Below are 19,831 nucleotides of genomic sequence, written 5' to 3'. Positions count from 1 at the left end.
CTTGGTGACGACCGGCAGCGGCCTCAGCTGCCCGGCGGGGTGGGACCGATCCGGAGCTCGAAGTCGTCGTCGTACTTCTCATGGCCGGCGATGACGGCGAGTTCGACCACCTCCTCACCTCGCCGGCCGCGCACGATCAGCGGGTCGTGGCGCAGATCGCGCATCAGCGCGACACACATGCCGATCATCACCAGGACGAACGGCGCGGCCACCAGGATGGTCAGATTCTGCAGTCCGGCGAGCGCGTCGCCCTGCCCGCCGCCGACGAGGAGCATCACGACCGCGACAGCCCCGGTGACCAAGCCCCAGAAGACGACGACGAACCGGCCCGGTTCCAGGGCGCCCTTCTGGGAGAGCGCGCCCATCACGATGGACGCGGCGTCGGCGCCCGACACGAAGAAGATCCCGACGAGGATCATCACCAGCAGACTCATCGCCGTGGAGACGGGGAACTGCTGGAGCACGGCGAAGAGCTGTCCCTCGGGCGTCGTCTCCTTGCCGAGCCGCCCGCGTTCCTGGAGCGTCATCGCCGTGCCGCCGAAGACGGCGAACCAGCACAGGCTGACCGTGCTCGGCACCAGGATTACTCCGCCGACGAACTGACGGATCGTCCGTCCCCGGCTGATGCGGGCGATGAACATGCCGACGAACGGCGTCCAGGAGATCCACCAGGCCCAGTAGAAGACCGTCCAGGTGCCCAGCCAGTCGCCGACGCCCTCGCCGCTGGAGGCCTCGGTGCGCCCGGCCAGCTGCGGCAGCTCCCCGAAGTAGGTGGCGATCGACGTCGGAAGCAGGTCGAGCACGATGATGGTCGGCCCGGCGATGAAGACGAACAGTGCGAGGAGCAGCGCCAGCACCATGTTGGTGTTGGACAGCCACTGGATGCCCTTCTCGACGCCGGAGACGGCGGACAGGACGAACGCGAGGGTCAGTACGGCGATGATGCCGACGAGGAGTGCCGTGCTGACCTTCCCCATCCAGCCCAGTTCGGTGACGCCGCTGCCGATCTGGAGGGTGCCGAGGCCGAGAGAGGCGGCGGACCCGAAGAGGGTGGCGAAGATGGCCAGGATGTCGATGATCCGGCCGCCCGTGCCGTACGCGTGCTTTCTGCCGATGAGTGATTCGAACACGGCGCTGATGGTCTGGCGCCGGCGCCGCCGATAGGTGCTGTACGCGATGGCGAGCCCGACGACGGCGTAGATGCCCCAGGGGTGCAGCGTCCAGTGGAAGAGGGTGGTGGCCATGGAGATCTCCATGGCCTCGGCGGCGTCGGCCGGGCTGGTGCCGGGCGGCGGTGTGGTGAAATGCGCGAGAGGTTCGCTGACGCCGTAGAACATCAGGCCGATGCCCATGCCCGCGCTGAACATCATCGCGACCCAGGAAACGGTGCGGAACTCGGGCTCCTCACCCTCCTGTCCGAGCGGGATCCTGCCGTAGCGGCTGATGGCGAGCCAGAGCGCGAAGCCGACGAAGCCGGAGGCGGCGAGGACGAACGCCCAGCCACCGTTGTGGATGAGGCCGGAGAGCATGCTGCTGGAGACGCTCTCCAGGGTGTCCGTGGCGACGGAACCCCAGATCACGAAGGCGAGCGTGAGGGCCGCGGTGACGCCGAAGACCACGCGGTCCGTCCGGGAGTCCCCGGACAGGCCGGGGAGGTCCGCCGTCACCGGCAGATCTCCCCGGCTGCCCGGTTTCCGTGCGTCGTGCGATTCGCCGGGCGATTCCTCGTGCGGCACAGGTGGCACCTTTCGGAGGTTCACGGAGCCTGGATTCGCTCTCCGTAGGCCCTCCTACCACAGGTGACGCGGGTCTGATCGCATCAACAAGCGGTAACAGGACGTCCGGATGTGAGATGGTATGCCGCCCGCTCATCCAGCAGGAGCGGTACGAGGGCACGCTGAGACTGCCGCAACGGTACGTACACTCCGTCACTGCCGGGCTTCGACAGGACGCCGTGCAGGGCGAGTTCGTCCTTCACGTCCGCGTACTGTCCGGCCGTGAGCCGGTAAGCGCAGGGGGGATCCTGGAGGGTCTCCTCGGGGGTGGCCGGGTCGTTGTCGGCGCCGCCGACGTGGACCGGGCCACGGTCCGCGAAGCCCGCGAGGCGTGCCGCTCCCGTCGCGGCCTCGATCCGGCCGCGCCGCTCGTCGACGAAGTCGAACGCGCCCTCCAGCGCGGCTCGTTGGGTCGCGACCCGGCGCCGGTTGTTGAGTGCCGCGTCCGCCTTCTCGGCGTCGGTCAGAGGGTCGACGCGGGTCTCCACGAGCAGCCCGACGGAGTGCTTGATGCCGGCGGTGTTGCGCAGGATGCGCTCCTGGCCGTCACCGGCGACCTGTTTCACGGGCTCACCGGTGACCGGATCGGTCCAGATGCCGTAGATGCCGCTGCTGAACCCGGCGTCGTGGGCGGCGGGCCGTACATAGGTCTCGGAGAGCGTGTGCGCTTCCTTGTGGACCCTCGGATCGGTGTTGAGATTGCGCGGCCAGAGTGAGAGCAGTTCCTTGTCGTAGTAGGAGGGCGTGGAGTTGTACTCGTGCAAGTCGTAGATCACGTCCGGGCGCCGGTCACGGATGACGGCGGCCAGGGCGCGGCCCTCGGCGGTCTTCAGGGCGATGTGGTCCCGGTTGATGTCGACGCCGTCCGCGTTCTCCCGGGTGTCGGCGGCGCGGCCGTCGGGGTTGGCGGTGGGGACGACGAGGACGGTGGTGCGGTCCAGGAAGCGCCGGGTCCCGGCGTCCTTGGCGTATGCGAGGTCGCGGATGGTGGTCAGGCAGGCTTCCCGGCCTGACGGCTCGTCGCCGTGCTGACTGCAGATCAGCAGCATGGTGTTCGCCGTGGTCCGCTCGCCGCCGATGCGGACGAGCCGGAGCGGGCGGCCCTGCCCGGTCGTGCCGATGGTGTTCAGTGAGACCCGGTCGGCGGCCCGGTCGACGGCGGCGAGGAACTGCCACTCCTCGGCCTGACCGGTCCAGCGCGCGCCGCCCGAGGCTTCGAATCCGGTGCGCGGCAAGCTCTGCGCGGCGGGGGCCGCCTGGGCCGGCGCGGACATCAGGGGCGCGGCGAGGGCGCAGACGGCCAGGGCCAGGGTGCGGATACGGATACGGCGGTTCATCGGTTGCTCGCTCCCGGGATCGGGCGGATCGGACGCGGCTCTGCGACACCGTCGAGGCGGGACTCGCGCGCGGTGGCGGCCGGCGGGACAGCGCCTGTGGTGGCCCGCACGAAGGCCGGGGCGCCTCCGACGAAGGGCAGCCGTGCGGCGGTTCGGACGAGATCGAGGGTGAGGCTCGGCCTCGTGGACGGAGGATCGATGAGGTCCCTGTCGGTGCCGCCGATGATGAGCGCCAGACGGTGACCTGCCGGGACGACATGGTCGGTGGCGTGCAGATCGAGAGTGATGGTGTAGGCCGTGCCGGGCGTGAGCGGGCGGCCCTTGCCGGCCGAGGCGTGGTTGCCGAGATCGGCCCAGCCGCGGCTGACGACGGTGTGGCCGACGGCGGCCGTACGGGCCGCGGTCTCCTTGAAGCAGGAGCTGTCACCGGCCGTGCTCGGGCCCCAGCAGGTGCGCCCGGGAAGGGTGGTGATGCCTTCTCCGGCGGCGGCGTAGTCGCGGATGGTGTCCGGGCCGACGTCGACGAGGACCGCGGAGAGATGAGCGGTCGTGGTCGTCGGGGTGGCGGTGACGGTGACCGTGGAGGATCCGGAGAGCCGCAGGTCGCGGCTGAGCGCCCGGGTGACGAACCCGGCCTTGGCCGGTGTGGCGCGGTCGATGTCGGCGGCCCAGTCGGTCTCGTCGAGTGCCGGGTCGTCGGTGAATGTCTCCGTGGCGCCGGGCGGGGCGGGCTTCAGGGCGAGTGTGCCGACGCCGGGGGTGGCGCCCTTGCCGGGGCGGATCGTGGTGGTGGCGGTGGAGCGTGGCGGCCAGACACGGTCGGTGGACCACTGGTCGGGAGCGCGCTCGATGTCGGCCATCGGCTCGCGGTCGATGCCGTTGTCGTAGCCCAGGAGGTAGTGGTCGAACCAGCGATGCAGCGTCGTGACCCACTCGCCGCGGCGGAAGTCGAAGGGGTCGACGTGTCCGGTCTGGGAGAGCCAGACCTTGCGCTCGACACCGTGGTCGCCGAGTGCGTCCCACCACTGCCCGAAGTGCTTCGGGCGTACGTTGAGGTCCTGCATGCCATGGACGGCGAAGACGCTGGCCCGGACATTACGGGCGTCCGGGACGTAGTCGCGTTCGCTCCACAGCCGCGTCCAGTCGCCGCTGCGCGGGGCCTCGTCGACGAGCCGCTGCTGGACGGCCTGGCAGCGGGCGCGGGCGTCGGGGCTGTTCACGTAGTTCGAGAGCCAGTCGGGGCCGGAGTCGTACAGCGGCGCGCCCCGGGCGAAGTAGTAGTCGTACCAGGAGGAGATGGCGGCGATCGGGACGACGGTCCTGAGGCCCTCGACCCCGGTCGCGGCGACGCCGTTGGCGATGGTGCCGTCCCAGCTCTTGCCGATCATCCCGACGTCGCCGGTGGTCCAGCCGGCCGCGGCGCGTTCGGCGCCGGTTCGGGTGGTATAGGCGCGGGCGCGGCCGTTCAGCCAGTCGACGACGGCCTTGGCGGAGTGGATGTCGGAGCGGCCACCGACGTCGACACAGCCGTCGGAGCGGTTGGTGCCGGCGAGGTCGACGGCGACGAAGGCGTAGCCGCGCGGCACGAAGTAGTTGTCGTAGTAGAGCGGGAACTGGACGGGATTCCCGTTCGCGTCGTACGTCTTCTTCTGGCTCTCGTTGCCGCGCCCGCAGCAGGAGTAATACGGGCTGGCATCCATGATGACCGGTATCTTCCGGCCATGTTGCGCCGTTTCACGTGGCCGGACGATGTCGACCGCAACGCGGTCGGTCCTGCCGTCCCCGTCGCCGTCGAGCCGGGTGTCCACCCATACGGATTCCCGGATCGCGTTGTCGTACGAGTAGACGGGTCTGCTCTCGCGGGGCGGGGCGCTCTGGGCGCTGCCCGGCGGTATGAGCACGGATATCAGGGCGGCCGTGGCCGCCGCGGCCAGCGATCTGTTCCAAAGGCGGGTGCCCCGCACACGTATCGGCATGGGCGGAAGGTACTCCGGTCAACTCCTGTGCGACAGAGGGCAGTAGAGAACCAGGAGTGGACCGGAGCGACTGAGGGGACGACGGGCGTCGTGTCGGCCGAATGGCGATCGTGTGACAACAGGAGCCGTGGACATGACGGGGCGTCGCACGCATGAATAGGGTCCGAAGAGAGCATCCGCCCCGACTATTTGGAGCATTCGTGCACCGCAGAATCCTCGTTCCGAGCGCGCTTGCGGCTTCTCTTCTGCTGGCGATCCCGGCATCGGCCGCAGACTTCGAGCCCGGGGCATCGGGCATTGGCGACCCCTACTACCCGGCCAGCGGAAATGGCGGCTATGACGTATCGCATTACGACCTGCGGCTGAAATACCAGCCCAAGACCGATCTGCTGGAGGGTACGGCGACGATCCTCGCCACCACCACGCAGAACCTTTCCCGCTTCAACCTCGACTTCGGCCTGAACGTCAGCGAGGTGCGGGTGAACGGCCGGAAGGCCGCGTTCGCGAAGAGCGGCGACCGGGAGCTGGAGATCACCCCGGCCTCGCCGCTGGAGCAGAACCGGCCGGTCTCGGTGGTCGTCCGGTACGCCGGCAAGCCCTCCGAGCTGAAGATCGACGGCTGGAGCGCCTGGCAGCGCACCCCGGACGGCGGCGTCGCCGCCCAGGAGCCGGACTCGGCGGTGTGGTGGTTCCCGTCCAACGACCATCCGCTGGACAAGGCGACGTACGACATCTCCGTCTCGGTGCCGGACGGCACCCAGGCCATCAGTAACGGCGTGCTGCAGTCGCAGACTTCACGGCTCGGCTGGACGCGTTTCAGCTGGCGGTCGAACAAGCCGCAGGCCACGTATCTCGCGACCCTCGCGGTGGGCAAGTTCGACATCACGACCGACAAGACCGCGAAGGGACTGCCGGTCCTCAACGCCTACAGCAAGGACCTCGGCGACAACGCGGGGGCGGCGCGGGCCAGCGTCGAGCGGACGATCGAGATCGCGGAGTGGCTGGAGGAGGTCTTCGGGCCGTATCCGTTCAACGCGCTCGGCGGCTACGTCCCGAACGTGCCGAGCGGCTTCGCGCTGGAGACACAGACCCGCCCGTTCTACAGCCCGCGGCAGTTCGCCAATGGCGCGAACGCCTCGGTGGTCGTCCATGAACTGGCCCATCAGTGGTATGGGGACAGCGTCTCCGTCAAGGGCTGGAAGGACATCTGGGTCAACGAGGGCTTCGCCCGCTACAGCCAGTGGCTGTGGTCGGAGAGGGAGGGCGAGGGCACGGCGCAGGAGCTGGCGGACTACGTCTACTCCCTGCACCCGGCCGAGGACCCGTTCTGGACGGTGAAGCCTGGTGACCCCGGCCCGGACAAGCAGTTCGACATCGCCGTCTACGACCGTGGTGCGCTCGCCCTGCAGGCGCTGCGGGGCGAGATCGGTGACGAGGCCTTCTTCGCGATCCTCAAGGGCTGGCCGACGGTGAACGCCAACGGCAACGGCAGTGTGGACGACTTCGTGAAGTACGCCGAGACGGTCTCCGGCAAGCCGCTCGCGGAGCTCTTCGACGCCTGGCTGTACGAGCCGTCGAAGCCGGCTGCGCCGGCCGCGGCGGGCGAGCGGATCACCGCCCGTGCGGACGTCCGGCCGGCGCGGCCGAAGTCCTGGAAGAAGATCGCCGCGACGAACACGGTCCACGACCACGAGCGGGGCCAGGCGCACGAGCAGGGCCACGACCACTGACGTGGGGTGCTGATGGTGCCGTCGCCCCTTCGGGGGCGGCGGCACCTGCGGTTACCCTCGTGTCGACACGGTCCGACGCGCCGACGAGGAGCATCTGTTGCCCGATCCGACCACTGGAACCCGGCCCACTCTGGAGGCCGTCGCCGCCCGCGCCGGGGTCTCACGGGCGACGGTCTCGCGCGTCGTCAACGGCGGGGCAGGTGTCCGCACACCGCTGGCGGACCGGGTGCGCGAGGCGGTGGCCGAGCTCGGCTACGTACCGAACCATGCGGCGCGGAGCCTGGTCACCCGGCGCAGCGGGGCGGTTGCCGTGATCATCGCCGAGCCCGAGTTCCGGGTCTTCTCGGATCCGTTCTTCGAGCGTCAGGTGCGCGGTATCAGCCGGGAACTGGCCGCCAACGACTTGCAGTTGGTACTGCTGTGGGTGGAGGGGCCCGACGACCACGACCGGATCGCCCGCTATCTCGGCGGCGGCCATGTCGACGGGGCGCTCGCCTTCTCCCTGCACGAGGACGACGCACTGCCCTCCGTGGTCCGCGGGTCGGGGGTGGCTGCCGTGTTCGGAGGCCGTCCGGGCGGGCCGGGAGCCGGCTCCGAGCACGCGGTCCCGTACGTCGACTGCGACAACCGCGGCGGCGCCCGGGCAGCGGTGCGCCATCTGGTCTCCCTCGGCCGCACCCGCGTCGCGCACATCGCGGGCCCGCGCGACCAGACCTCCGCGCTGGACCGGCTCGACGGCTACCGTGACGTACTGCCCGAAGCCGACCCGGCGTTGACCGCCCAGGGCGACTTCACGGCGGAGAGCGGCGCACGTGCGATGGCCGCGCTGCTCGACGGTGGCTCCGCGCCGGACGCGGTGTTCGCATCGAACGACCTGATGGCTTCGGGCGCGCTGAGAGTGCTGCGCGAGCGCGGGCTGCGGGTGCCGGAGGACATCGCCCTGGTCGGCTTCGACGACATGACCCTGGTGGCCGAGAGCACCGACCCCCCGCTCACGACGGTCCGTCAGGACATCGAGGGCAACGGGCGGCTGATGGTGCGGCTGCTGATGCGGGTGCTGAACGAGAGCGAACCGGGCTCCGGCGCCCCGGCTTCGGTGATCACCCCGACGACGCTGGTGCGCCGCGCCTCGGCGTGAGCCGGGCCGCCCGGCGGGCCCGCCTCGCCAGCGGCAGATAGCGCAGCCGCTCGGGGAGGACGGGCACCACGGCCCGGACGACTCGGCCGAGGCGCCGCAGTCTGCGCTCCTGCGCGTCGGTCCAGGGGAGCCCTATCGCCTCGCGTGCGTCGGGCGGCATCAGGCCGATGGTGACGAAGCGCCGGAACCGGGCGAGCGGCGGCAGGATCAGCGGCCAGAAAGCGCGCAGCAGCAGCCTGAGCAGCACCGGCCCGCGGTCCGGTGGCGGTACGGGGCGGTCGGTCGCGGTGAGGTCCTGCACGACGACAGTCACCTCCAGTTCGTCGGCGAGGACCTTGCGGTAGTAGGGCCAGAACTCCTCGATGGTCTGCGGCATGTCCCGGTCGTGGATGCCGAGGATCCGCCCGACCTGCAGCCACTCCGCGTACAGCTTGCGCTCCTGCGCCGCGGTGAACGGGCGGTACAGATAGCGGGCGGCGTGCTGGTAGACGGGGAAGCCGGTGGCGTGGACCCATGCGTAGTACTCGGGAGTGAGCGCGTGGTACCGGCGGCCGCGGGTGTCGGTGCCCTGGATGGTCCTGTGCAGTTGCCGCAGCCGGCGGCCCTCCTCGGCCGCGGCTTCGCCGCCGTACACCCAGAGCTGGAGCGAGCGCAGGGAGCGCTCTCCGCGTCCCCACGGGTCGGTGCGGAAGACGGAGTGCTCGTCGACTCCGGCGCCGACGGCGGGGTGCGCGACCTGCATGGTGAGTGCGGCGGGCAGCATCAGCAGTCCGCGGATGTCGCCGGCGAGGCTCCACAGCACACCGCCGGGCGGTGGCGGTACGGGATCCGGCGGCCTGCTCATGCATGCGCTCCCAGGGGTCGGCGGTGGCGGGACTCCGTGTCCGGTCCCGTTCTCCGTTCCAGTATGCGATCACGCCGGTGTTCAGTGTGAGGAGCACCGGCACCGGACCTCTGGAGCTCCCATGACGCACCTCGGGATTCTCGCGCACAGCGCGGAAGGCGCGGCGCTGTGCTTCCGCGAATTCTGCCGGGAAGGCTTCCGTGAGCTGGGACCGCACGACCATCCGGATGTGACCCTGGACTGCATCGCGCTCGCGCGCAGCATGCCCGCGTGGGCTTCCGGGGACCACGCCGCGATCCGGGCCACGCTCGCGGAGAGCGTACGGCGGCTGTCGGGCGCCGGCGCGGACTTCTTCGTCTGCCCGGACAACACCGCCCACCAGGCCCTGGAGCTGCCCGGGGAGGACCTCGCCCTGCCCGGGCTGCACATCGCCGAGGTGGTCGCGGAGCGGGCCGCACGGGACGGGCGCTCGCGCGTCGGCGTCCTCGGCACGCGGTATCTGATGGAAGGTCCGGTCTATCCCCGGGCCTTCGGCAGTCGTGGGATCGTCGGCGAGGTGCCGGGGGCGGAGGACCGTTCGGCCGTCGACCGGATCATCTTCGAGGAGCTGGTGAACGGCGAGTTCACGGACGCCTCACGCGAGGCGTACGTCCGTGTCATCGAACGGCTGGCGGCGCGCGGCTGCGACGCCGTCGCGCTCGTCTGCACCGAGATCCCGCTGTTGGTGACGCCGGACGTCTCGCCGCTGCCGACGCTGGATTCGACGCGGCTGCTGGCCCGCGCGGCGTTCGAAACGGCCGTCGGCACGGGGCCGTTGCCGGTGTGGCACGGCGGCCCCCTCTGAGTTGTCCGTACAAGTTCTGCGGATGGTGAACCTCCGGAAAGAATTCGGGCACCTAACGGTTACCCGAAGGTAACTCCCGCTGCTTTGATGTGCGCGCCGGTTCAATACCCCCCATCAGAAACGGGAGTTCCAGTGCCGCAATCCGTGCTCCGCCGCATATCCGGCGCAGCCCTGGCCAGCACCCTCGCCGCCGCCACCCTCGCGGTGGCCGCACCCTCGGCGCCCGCCGCAGAGGCCGCCGCGACGCCGTCGCTGAAGGTGCTGACGTACAACGTCTTCCTGTTCAGCAAGACCCTGTACCCGAACTGGGGCCAGGACCACCGAGCCGCCGAGATCCCGAAGACCTCGTTCTTCCGGGGCAATGACGTCGTCGTGCTCCAGGAGGCGTTCGACAACTCCGCCTCCGACGCGCTGCAGCAGAACGCCCGCGCCCAGTACCCGTACCAGACCCCGGTGATGGGCCGCAGCAAGAGCGGCTGGGACGCGACCGGTGGCTCGTACTCCGCGACGACCCCCGAGGACGGCGGCGTCACGATCCTCAGCAAGTGGCCGATCCTGCGCAAGGAGCAGTACGTCTACAAGGACGCCTGCGGCGCCGACTGGTGGTCCAACAAGGGCTTCGTGTACGTGGTGCTCGACGTGAACGGCACCAAGGTGCACGTCGTGGGCACGCACGCGCAGTCGACCGACCCGGGCTGCGGCGCGGGTGAGGCGGCGCAGATGCGCAGCCGCCAGTTCAAGGCGATCGACGCGTTCCTCGACGCCAAGAACATCCCGGCCTCGGAGCAGGTGCTGGTCGCGGGCGACTTCAATGTGGACTCGCGCACGCCCGAGTACGCGACGATGCTGGCGGACGGCGGCCTCACCGGCGCCGACTCGCGCACCGGCCACCCGTACTCCTTCGACACGCAGGACAACTCGATCGCGGCCGACCGCTACCCGGACGACCCGCGCGAGGACCTCGACTACGTGCTCCACCGGGCGGGCCACGCCAAGCCGGCCGGCTGGAACAACAACGTGATCAAGGAGCAGAGCGCGCCCTGGACGGTCTCCAGCTGGGGAACGGACTACACATACACGAACCTGTCCGACCACTACCCGGTCACCGCGTCCGGGCAGTAGCCGCCCGGCAGCGGGCACAGGGCCGCAGCCTCGCGGGAGCAGGCCCGGGGCAGTAGCCGCGAGACCGTAGTCGCAAGCCTTTCGCAGCTGGTCAGAGGCCGCTTTTCGGCAGTGGCTGCAAGGCTGTCCGGCTGCCATGGTGGTGTCCATGAAGGGTCATGGGCACAGTCACAGCCACCGGCATGGACACCACCATCACCACCATCACGGCGAGCGCATCGACGCCGCGCTCGAGGCCTCCGCCGACGGCCTGCGGACGCTCTGGTTCTCGTTCGGGATCCTCGCCACGACCACCCTCGTCCAGGCGGTCGTCGCGGCACTGTCCGGATCGGTCGCGCTGCTGGGCGACACCGTCCACAACGCGACCGACGCGCTGACCGCGCTCCCGCTCGCCCTCGCCTTCGTGCTGGGCCGGCGGGCCGCCACCCGCCGCTACACGTACGGCTTCGGGCGGGCGGAGGACCTGGCCGGGGTTTTCGTCGTGCTGGTGATCGCCTCGTCCGCCGCCTTCGCCGGCTATGAGGCCGTCCGGCGGCTGCTGGACCCGCAGGACGTCAGCCACCTGCCTGCCGTCGCCGCGGCCGCACTCGTGGGCTTCGCGGGCAACGAGTGGGTGGCCAGGGCCCGTATCCGTACCGGAAAGCGCATCGGCTCCGCCGCACTCGTCGCCGACGGACTGCACGCCCGCACCGACGGGTTCACCTCGCTCGCCGTGCTGCTGGGCGCGGCAGGCTCGGCGCTGGGATGGCGCTATGCCGACCCGCTGATCGGACTCGTCATCACCGGCGCGATCCTGCTCGTGCTGCGGGGCGCGGCACGGGAGATCTGGCACCGGCTGATGGACGCCGTGGACCCCGCGCTGGTGGACGAGGCCGAGCACGCGCTCTCCCATGTCGAGGGCGTACGGGCGGTGGGAGCCGTACGGATGCGCTGGCTCGGGCACAGCCTGCGCGCGGAGACCTCCGTCGAGGTCGACCCGGCGCTGACGGTCGTCCAAGCCCATGCGGTGGCCGTGGCCGCCGAGCACGCGCTGTTGCACGCCGTGCCACGGCTGGCGGGCGCGACCGTCCATGTCGACCACGGGCACACGACGGACCAGGACCCGCATGCGGCCCTGGCCCATCATTTCGCGTAGCCGCGCAGCCGCGTAGCCGCGTAGCCGCGTGGATGGGGTGCCCTGGAGCCTCTCTTCCGGATCTTGCCGGGCCCTGAGGCGCGTGGAAGGCTGACGCGATGAGTACGGATCTTGTCGACTGGTCGTCGATCGCCGCCGAGGACTTTCCCTTCCCCGATGCCGTGCCGGCTTCCCGGCTCAGTGACGAGCTGTCGGCCATGCTCGTGTCTCGTGACCCTGAGGTCCGTGACGACCATGCCTACACTGCGACCGCGCGCTGGATACGGGAAGGGCACCTGGACGAGGTCCTGGAAGACCTCGGTGACACTGCCGCGGACCGTTTCACCCATCCTGAGGTTCAGGCCCGAACCTTCGCTCCGCTCGTGCTCCGGTGCGTTCTGACGCGCGCGGACGCCGTTCCTGGCACCGTGCCGGAGCGGGCCGCGGAGCGCTGGTACACCGGTTTCGCTTCCTGGTACCCGTCAGAGCGCGACACCCGCGGCTGGGACGACTCCCTCGGCTGGCTGCACGCCGTCGCCCACGGCGCCGACGCGGCCGCGGCGTTCGCACGGGCTCTGCCTGCCCGCCGCACCGAACTGCTGGAACTGTGCGCCCACCGGATGACGGCCGCACACGCCGACTACCGCTACGAGCAGCTGGAGGACGCGCGCCTCGCCCGCGCGCTCAGCGGGATTCTGCTCGCCCCTGGCCTGACGGCCGAGCAGGCAACCGCCTGGTTGAGCGTCGTCACGGACGCCCTCGAAGGCGGCGGCCCCGGCCCCGTCCCACCGTGGGCCTTCAACAGCTTCGCCACGCTTCAGTCCCTTCATCTCCACCTGACCCGCGGCCTCGCCGACGGAGGCGTTCCACCGCATGCTCCGGTGGTGGCCGCGCAGGTTGCCGCGATCCTGCGCCTGCCTTACAGCTGGCTCGCCTGACGTTCGGGTGCGTGGCCGCGGACGTGGGCTGCGGGGCTGCGGCGCTGTGTGACCTGGCCGGACAGCCCCGTCGGCCGGCGGACGTGACCGTCGCTGCTCGGGGCCTGGGTGGCGGTGACGGAACTGGACGGGCGGGGCGCGAGGCCGGCTACCGGTACGCCCCGGCCACGTTGTACGCGTAGAGGGCGACGAGTGCGACCGCGCAGATGATGACCACCCAGGAGCCGAAGCTCGTGTGCCGTCCGGCTCGTCCGGACCGCTTGGGTCTCCTGGATCTCTTGGGTCCCTTGGATCGCTCGGCCGGGCGGCCGGACCTGGCCGGGCCGCTCGCCTGCGTCGCGCCGGGCACGACATCCGCGGCCGCCTCGGCCAGCAGCCGACGGCAGATCGCGGCGAGTTCGCTCGTCCCGGCGGTGAGGTTCGCGACGACCTCCGAGCGCGCCGGGGCAGTCGTCCCCCCGTCGAGGATCCGGCCCGCACGGACGAGAACCTCGTCCCTGCCGCCCCTGGGGGCAATGCTGATCCAGCGCTGGACGTGCTCCCCCCGGATGACCACGCCTCCCGCCCGGTCGCGGTACACGGTGTGCTCGCGCCACAGGATCTCCGCCAACTCCGTGGCGGTCTCCCTCAGTTGCGTGCTCATGCCCCTCCCCCTTTGTCGCGTGGCAAATCGAACAAGCACCGCACTCTAGCGCCAGGTACACGCCAAGCCACGCGTGGGGCTACGCGTCGTGGTCGTACACCGTGACCGCTATGCCCCGCGCGGTGAGCCGCTCCGCTATCAGTGGCTCCACCCTCGTCCAGGTGCCGCCCGCCAGCCCGCAGCCGATGCGTGGCATATGGACCGACGCACCGAGCTCTACCGCCTTGTCGGCGACCGCGCCGAGGGCCGTGCCGATCGCCTCGTACCGCACGGGCACCCCCTTGCTGCCCGTGCGCATGCCCCGCTGCCCCACCATGTTCGCCACCCACACATAGCGGCTGACCTGGACGAACTGGACCGCGCCCAGCCCGAAGTCGTTTCGCGCCCGCTCGCGGTGCCAGCGCCGGTACGCCGCCTCGGGCTCCGGCCAGCGGCGGGATATCGCGACGACGAAGCCCTTCCCCCAGCCGCCCAGGTCGTTGCAGACGTGCGCGATCAGCTTGACGCCCTTGCCGTGCGGCGCGGTGGCGTCCCCCCGTACATACGTGATCCCCGACATGCCACCACCGTACGAGGCATCACTGACAATCCGCCTCGAAGTTTCCGAGCGCTTTCACAACACTGGTGAGACAGCATTACTGTTGCATCGGATGGATGTACGGAGAAGGCGAGGGAGACCATGGCGACCGAGACCGAGGAGCCGACGCTGACCGTCGACGAACTGGCCGCGCGCGCCGGTGTCACCGTCCGCACCATCCGCTTCTACAGCACCCGGGGCCTGCTGCCGCCGCCCGTGATCGGGCCGCGCCGGGTGGGGCACTACGGCGCGGATCATCTGTACCGGCTGGCTCTGATCGAGGAACTGCAGCACCAGGGCATGACGCTCGCCGCGATCGAACGCTATGTGGAGCAGCTGCCGGCCGACCTGAGCGCCCACGAACTGGCGATCCACCGGGCCCTCGTGGCTTCCTGGGCCCCTGAGTCGGCGGAGGAGACCAGCCGCCAGGACCTGGAGCGCCGGGCCGGGCGGCCGCTGTCGGACCAGGATGTCGACCGGCTGGCGGCGATGGGTGTGCTGGGCCGCGGGAGCGCGCCGGACGTGTTCCGGCTCGACGGCGGGCTGCTGCGGCTCGGGGTGGAGCTGCTGGACGTACCCATAGCGCACGAGACGATCCTCGCCTCCCGGGCTGTCCTGCTGGAGCACGCCCGGGCGGCGGCGCACGAGCTGACGCGGCTGTTCCGGGACGAGGTGTGGAACCCCTACCGGGAGCGCGAGTCGGACCCTCATCACGTCGCAACGATGAAGTCGCTGTCGGCTCATATGCAGCCGATGGTCATCCAGGCCCTCGTGACGGCGTTCCAGCGGTCGCTGAGGGAAGAGCTGCGTGCCGCGTTCGGCACCGAGGAGCACGGCGCCGACGAGCACTGTGCCGAGGGGGACACCCCCTAGGTCGTGTCTGACAAATAGCGCCGTCCGCCCGCAGGGCGCCAGGCGGGATTTGTCCGACACGGCCTAGGCCCAGCCACAGCCACAGCCACAGCCAGAACGGATGCCCTGCCGGATCCAGGCAGACCCGCACATCGTCCTGCTGCTGGAACGCGGCCGGACCCTGCCCGAGCGGACGGGCCCGCGCCAGTGGCAGGCCCGTCCGCCCCGCGATACCGGGCCGGGTCAGGCGTCGGTGAAGACCTCGCCCTTCTCCGCCTTCTCCACGAGCAGCGCCGGCGGCTCGAAGCGCTCGCCGTACGCCGCCGCGAGCTCGCGGGCCCTGGCGACGAAGCCGGGCAGACCGCCCTCGTAGCCGTTGATGTACTGAAGCACGCCACCCGTCCACGCGGGGAAGCCGATGCCCATGATGGAGCCGATGTTGGCGTCGGCGACCGAGGTCAGCACGCCCTCCTCCAGGCAGCGGACCGTGTCCAGGGCCTCGGAGAAGAGCATGCGCTCCTTCATGTCCTCGAAGGGGACCGAGACGTCCGCGCGGGTGAAGTGCTCGCGCAGGCCCGGCCAGAGCGCGGCGCGCTTGCCGTCCTCGCCGTACTCGTAGAAGCCGGCGCCGCCGCTGCGGCCGGTGCGGCCGAACTCGTCGACCATCCGGTCGATGACCGCGTCCGCCGGGTGCCCCTTCCAGGTGCCGCCCGCCTCCTCCACGGCCCGCCTCGTCTCGTCCCGGATCTTCCGCGGGAGGGTGAGGGTGAGCTCGTCCATCAGGGAGAGCACCTTCGCCGGGTAGCCGGCCTGGGCAGCGGCCTGCTCGACCGACGCGGGCTCGACGCCCTCGCCGACCATCGCCACGCCCTCGTTGATGAACTGGCCGATGACCCGCGAGGTGAAGAAGCCGCGCGAGTCGTTGACGACGATCGGCGTCTTGTTGATCTGGCGGACCAGGTCGAAGGCGCGGGCCAGCGCCTCGTCACCGGAACGCTCACCCTTGATGATCTCGACGAGCGGCATCTTGTCGACGGGCGAGAAGAAGTGGAGTCCGATGAAGTCGACGGGCCGGTCGACGCCCTCCGCGAGCAGCGTGATCGGCAGGGTCGAGGTGTTGGAGCAGAGCAGCGCGTCCGGCTCGACGATGTCCTGGATCTCCTGGAACACCTTGTGCTTGAGCGCCGGGTCCTCGAAGACCGCCTCGATGACGGCGTCGCAGCCCGCGAGGTCGGCCGGGTCCGCGGTCGGGGTGATCCGGGCGAGCAGCTCTGCGCGCTTGGCCTCGGTCGTACGGCCGCGGCTGAGCGCCTTGTCCAGCAGCTTCTCCGAGTACGCCTTGCCCCGCTCGGCCGCGTCGGCGTTGACGTCCTTGAGGACGACCTCGATCCCGGCCTTCGCGCAGGAGTAGGCGATACCCGCACCCATCATTCCGGCGCCGAGCACGGCGACCTTGCGGACCGGGCGCGGTTCGATGCCCTTGGGACGGTTCGCACCGGAGTTGACCGCCTGGAGATCGAAGAAGAACGCCTGGATCATGTTCTTCGCGGTCTGCCCGGTCAGCAGCTCGGTGAAGTACCGCGCCTCGATCGTCTGCGCGGTCTCGAAGTCGACCTGCGAGCCCTCGACGGCGGCCGCGAGGATGTTGCGCGGCGCGGGGTACGGGGCGCCGTTCAGCTGCTTCTTCAGGTTCGCCGGGAACGCGGGCAGGTTCGCGGCGAACTTCGGACTCGACGGCGTACCGCCGGGGATCTTGTAGCCCTTGACGTCCCAGGGCTGCTGCGACTCGGGGTTCGCCTCGATGAAGGCACGCGCCTGGGCGAGCATCTCCTCGTTCGTCGCGGCCACTTCGTGGATCAGACCGTTCTCCAGCGCCCGCTGCGGGGAGTACTGGGTGCCCTGGAGGAGCACCTTGAGCAGCGCGTCGGCGATACCCATGAGCCGTACGGTACGGGTCACACCGCCGCCGGCCGGAAGGAGACCCAGTGTCACCTCGGGCAGACCGATCTTGGAGCCGGGCGCGTCGAGCGCGATGCGGTGGTGACACGCGAGGGCGATCTCGTAACCGCCGCCCAGCGCCGCGCCGTTGATGGCCGCGACGACCGGCTTGCCGAGGGTCTCGATACGGCGCAGGGCGTGCTTGATACCCATGCCCATGTCGAAGGCCTGCTGGGCGTTCTCCGGGCCGACCTTGATCATGTCCTTGAGGTCGCCGCCCGCGAAGAACGTCTTCTTGGCGGAGGTGAAGACGATGCCGCGGATGCTGTCCTTCTCGGCCTCGGCGCGGTCGGCGATCGCCGCGATGGAGTCCCTGAAGGCCTGGTTCATGGTGTTGGCGGACTGGTTGGGGTCGTCGAGGACGAGGGTGACGATCCCGGTCTCGTCCTGCTCCCAGCGGATGGTGGAACTCACCGGCGTTGCTGTCATTGCTGCTTCTCCGTAAAGGAAGGGGAGGGGAGGGACGGGACGGTCAGAGACGCTCGACGATCGTGGCGATGCCCATGCCGCCGCCGACGCAGAGCGTGGCGAGGCCATAGCGCTTGTCCTGGCGCTCCAGTTCGTCGATGAGCGTGCCGAGGATCATCGCGCCGGTGGCGCCGAGGGGGTGGCCCAGGGCGATGGCGCCGCCGTTCACATTGACCTTGTCCAGGGAGAGTCCCATGTCCCGTACGAAGCGCAGCACGACCGCCGCGAACGCCTCGTTGATCTCGACCAGATCGATGTCATCGATGGTCAGTCCGGCCTTGGCGAGCGCCTTGCGGGTGGCGGGCGCGGGTCCGGTGAGCATGATGGTGGGCTCGGAGCCGGAGACCGCCGCGGAGACGATCCGGGCACGGGGCGTGAGTCCGTAGCGCTCGCCGACCTCCTTGGAGCCGATGGCCACGAGCGAGGCACCGTCCACGATGCCCGACGAGTTGCCTGCGTGGTGGACATGGTCGATCTTCTCCACCCAGTGGTACGTCTGCAGCGCGACGGCGTCGAAGCCGCCCATGTCGCCGATGCCCGCGAACGACGGCTTGAGGGAGGCCAGCGAGTCCGCTGTGGTGCCGGGACGCATGTGTTCGTCGTGGTCCAGGACCGTGAGTCCGTTGCGGTCCTTCACCGGGACCACGGAACGGTCGAAGCGGCCGTCCTTCCAGGCCGCGGCGGCACGCTCCTGCGAGAGCGCGGCGTACTCGTCCACGTCGCGGCGCGAGAAACCCTCGATGGTGGCGATCAGATCGGCGCCGATGCCCTGCGGCGCGAAGTTGGTGTCGAAGTTGGTCATCGGGTCGGCGAACCATGCGCCGCCGTCGGACGCCATCGGAACCCGCGACATCGACTCGACACCGCCGGCGAGCACCAGGTCCTCCCAGCCGGAGCGGACCTTCATCGCCGCCATGTTGACGGCTTCCAGACCCGAGGCACAGAAGCGGTTCTCCTGGACGCCCGCGACGGTGTCGGGGAGTCCGGACGCGATGGCGGCGATCCGGGCGATGTCGGAGCCCTGGTCGCCGACCGGGCCGACGACGCCGAGCACGATGTCGTCGATCGCCGCCGGGTCCAGGCTTGGGAAACGGGAACGGATCTCATGGATCAGGCCGACGACCAGGTCGATCGGCTTGGTGCCGTGCAGGGCCCCGTTGGCCTTGCCGCGGCCGCGCGGGGTGCGGATCGCGTCGTACACAAACGCTTGGGTACTCACAACAGAGCCTTTCGCATCACGAATGAGGGGTGCGCAGTCGAGGGTGAGGGTCAGGAGCCCTGGAAGGGGCGGAAGGGCAAGGGTCGAGCGGGCAAGGGCCGGAAGAGCAAGGGTCAGGAGAGCAACGAGCGGCCGATGATCTCCTTCATGATCTCGGTGGTGCCACCGTAGATCGTCTGGATACGACCGTCGGTGAAAGCCTTGGCGACCCGGTACTCGGTCATGTAGCCGTAGCCGCCGTGCAGCTGGAGGCACCGGTCCGCGACGCGCTTCTGCAGCTCCGTCGCCCACCACTTGGCCATCGAGGCGTGCACTGCGTCGAGCTCCCCGTTCGAGTGGTCGACGATGCAGCGGTCGAGGAACGTACGCGTGACGGCGCACTCGGTGGCCATCTCGGCTATTTCGAAACGGATGTGCTGGAGCTTCGAGAGCGGGCGTCCGAAGGCCTCGCGCTCCTTCACGTACTGGGTGGTGATCTCCAGCAGATACTCGGCGGCGGCGGCCCCGGCCACCGCGATGTTGAGCCGCTCCTGGGCGAGATTGGTCATCAGATGGACGAACGCGCCGTTCAGGTTCCCCAGGAGGTTCTCCTTCGGGACCCGCACGTCGGTGAAGAACAGCTCTGCGGTGTCCTGGGACTTCTGCCCGATCTTGTCCAGATTGCGGCCGCGCTCGAAGCCCTCCATGCCCCGCTCGACGACCAGCAGCGACAGGCCCTTCGCCCCGCCCTCCGGGGTCGTCTTCGCGACGACGATCACCAGATCGGCGAGGATCCCGTTGGAGATGAACGTCTTGGAGCCGTTCAGCAGCCAGTGGTCGCCGCGGTCCTCCGCGGTGGTCCGGATGCCCTGGAGGTCGGAGCCGGCACCCGGCTCGGTCATCGCGATGGCCGTGATGATCTCTCCGCTGCAGAAGCCCGGCAGCCACCGCTGCTTCTGCTGCTCGTCGGCGAGCGAGGTGAGATACGGGCCGATGATGTCGTTGTGCAGTCCGATCGCGAGCCCGGGGGCGCCCGCGCGGGCGAACTCCTCGGCGAGCACCGCGCTGTAGCGGAAGTCGGTGTTTCCCCCGCCGCCGTACTCCTCGGGGACAGCGAGACCGAGCAGTCCCTGCCTGCCCGCCGCGAGCCAGGCCCCGCGCGAGACGATGCCGTCCTTCTCCCACTGCTCGTAGTACGGCAGCACCTCCTTGGCGAGGAAGGTGCGGACGGTCTCGCGGAACGCGTCGTGCTCGGTGGTGAAGATCTGCCGTTTCAT

Annotated in this window: 16 protein-coding genes; 7 read left to right on the top strand and 9 right to left on the bottom strand. The window is 70.0% G+C overall.

Going from position 1 to position 19,831, the window contains the following annotated elements:
- Nucleotides 1-23 precede the first annotated feature (23 nt).
- The 3 genes from ACZ6ZQ_RS01885 to ACZ6ZQ_RS01875 form a co-directional block, all read right to left on the bottom strand.
- A complete protein-coding gene (locus tag ACZ6ZQ_RS01885) occupies nt 24-1,667 on the bottom strand; it encodes a BCCT family transporter (protein WP_469766809.1) in 1,644 nt (547 codons plus the stop codon).
- Between the two features lie 152 nt (nt 1,668-1,819).
- Complete coding sequence (locus ACZ6ZQ_RS01880; protein WP_469766579.1) at nt 1,820-3,112, bottom strand: M14 family metallopeptidase; 1,293 nt, start codon at nt 3,110-3,112, stop codon at nt 1,820-1,822.
- On the bottom strand, nt 3,109-5,088 hold the full coding sequence (locus tag ACZ6ZQ_RS01875) for a Xaa-Pro dipeptidyl-peptidase (protein ID WP_469766578.1): 1,980 nt from the start codon (nt 5,086-5,088) through the stop codon (nt 3,109-3,111). Before ACZ6ZQ_RS01875 ends, ACZ6ZQ_RS01880 begins: the two co-directional genes overlap by 4 nt.
- A gap of 200 nt (nt 5,089-5,288) precedes the next feature.
- On the opposite strand from ACZ6ZQ_RS01875, the gene ACZ6ZQ_RS01870 reads away from it, so the two are divergent.
- Nucleotides 5,289-6,818 (top strand): M1 family metallopeptidase, encoded by a 1,530-nt coding sequence (locus ACZ6ZQ_RS01870; protein WP_469766577.1) that lies wholly within the window; start codon nt 5,289-5,291, stop codon nt 6,816-6,818.
- Nucleotides 6,819-6,915: 97 nt separating this feature from the next.
- Nucleotides 6,916-7,956: a LacI family DNA-binding transcriptional regulator gene (locus ACZ6ZQ_RS01865; protein WP_469766576.1), complete on the top strand. Its 1,041-nt coding sequence runs from the start codon at nt 6,916-6,918 to the stop codon at nt 7,954-7,956.
- Here the strand turns inward: ACZ6ZQ_RS01865 and ACZ6ZQ_RS01860 are convergent.
- Nucleotides 7,919-8,800, bottom strand: a complete 882-nt coding sequence (locus tag ACZ6ZQ_RS01860; RefSeq protein ID WP_469766575.1) for an oxygenase MpaB family protein — start codon at nt 8,798-8,800, stop codon at nt 7,919-7,921. The genes ACZ6ZQ_RS01865 and ACZ6ZQ_RS01860 overlap by 38 nt on opposite strands.
- Nucleotides 8,801-8,921: 121 nt before the next feature.
- On the opposite strand from ACZ6ZQ_RS01860, the gene ACZ6ZQ_RS01855 reads away from it, so the two are divergent.
- The 4 genes from ACZ6ZQ_RS01855 (at nt 8,922) to ACZ6ZQ_RS01840 (ending at nt 12,818) form a co-directional block, all read left to right on the top strand.
- The gene (locus ACZ6ZQ_RS01855) at nt 8,922-9,644 is read left to right on the top strand and encodes an aspartate/glutamate racemase family protein (RefSeq protein ID WP_469766574.1); all 723 of its coding nucleotides are present in this window, start codon (nt 8,922-8,924) and stop codon (nt 9,642-9,644) included.
- Between the two features lie 132 nt (nt 9,645-9,776).
- Nucleotides 9,777-10,766, top strand: a complete 990-nt coding sequence (sph, locus tag ACZ6ZQ_RS01850) for a sphingomyelin phosphodiesterase (protein ID WP_469766573.1) — start codon at nt 9,777-9,779, stop codon at nt 10,764-10,766.
- Nucleotides 10,767-10,914: 148 nt separating this feature from the next.
- A complete protein-coding gene (locus ACZ6ZQ_RS01845) occupies nt 10,915-11,901 on the top strand; it encodes a cation diffusion facilitator family transporter (RefSeq protein WP_469766572.1) in 987 nt (328 codons plus the stop codon).
- Nucleotides 11,902-11,999: 98 nt separating this feature from the next.
- On the top strand, nt 12,000-12,818 hold the full coding sequence (locus tag ACZ6ZQ_RS01840) for a DUF2785 domain-containing protein (RefSeq protein ID WP_469766571.1): 819 nt from the start codon (nt 12,000-12,002) through the stop codon (nt 12,816-12,818).
- 148 nt (nt 12,819-12,966) lie between these two features.
- Here ACZ6ZQ_RS01840 and ACZ6ZQ_RS01835 read toward each other — a convergent pair whose 3' ends face one another.
- Together ACZ6ZQ_RS01835 and ACZ6ZQ_RS01830 are read right to left on the bottom strand one after the other, a co-directional pair.
- Nucleotides 12,967-13,461, bottom strand: a complete 495-nt coding sequence (locus tag ACZ6ZQ_RS01835; protein WP_469766570.1) for a hypothetical protein — start codon at nt 13,459-13,461, stop codon at nt 12,967-12,969.
- A gap of 79 nt (nt 13,462-13,540) precedes the next feature.
- On the bottom strand, nt 13,541-14,020 hold the full coding sequence (locus ACZ6ZQ_RS01830; protein ID WP_469766569.1) for a macro domain-containing protein: 480 nt from the start codon (nt 14,018-14,020) through the stop codon (nt 13,541-13,543).
- A 120-nt stretch (nt 14,021-14,140) separates the two neighbouring features.
- On the opposite strand from ACZ6ZQ_RS01830, the gene ACZ6ZQ_RS01825 reads away from it, so the two are divergent.
- Nucleotides 14,141-14,911 carry a MerR family transcriptional regulator gene (locus ACZ6ZQ_RS01825; RefSeq protein WP_469766568.1) on the top strand — a complete coding sequence of 257 codons (771 nt, stop codon included), beginning with the start codon at nt 14,141-14,143 and terminating at the stop codon, nt 14,909-14,911.
- 222 nt (nt 14,912-15,133) lie between these two features.
- Here ACZ6ZQ_RS01825 and ACZ6ZQ_RS01820 read toward each other — a convergent pair whose 3' ends face one another.
- From ACZ6ZQ_RS01820 to ACZ6ZQ_RS01810, 3 genes are all read right to left on the bottom strand, one after another.
- On the bottom strand, nt 15,134-17,317 hold the full coding sequence (locus tag ACZ6ZQ_RS01820) for a 3-hydroxyacyl-CoA dehydrogenase NAD-binding domain-containing protein (protein ID WP_469766567.1): 2,184 nt from the start codon (nt 17,315-17,317) through the stop codon (nt 15,134-15,136).
- A gap of 43 nt (nt 17,318-17,360) precedes the next feature.
- Nucleotides 17,361-18,575, bottom strand: a complete 1,215-nt coding sequence (locus ACZ6ZQ_RS01815) for an acetyl-CoA C-acetyltransferase (RefSeq protein WP_469766566.1) — start codon at nt 18,573-18,575, stop codon at nt 17,361-17,363.
- Nucleotides 18,576-18,688: 113 nt separating this feature from the next.
- Nucleotides 18,689-19,831 carry an acyl-CoA dehydrogenase family protein gene (locus tag ACZ6ZQ_RS01810; protein ID WP_469766565.1) on the bottom strand — a complete coding sequence of 381 codons (1,143 nt, stop codon included), beginning with the start codon at nt 19,829-19,831 and terminating at the stop codon, nt 18,689-18,691.

This window comes from Streptomyces sp. NPDC053673 (genome assembly GCF_055585225.1).
The sequence above is the reverse complement of the archived record's forward strand: the minus strand, read 5'-3'. Positions and strand labels throughout refer to the sequence as shown.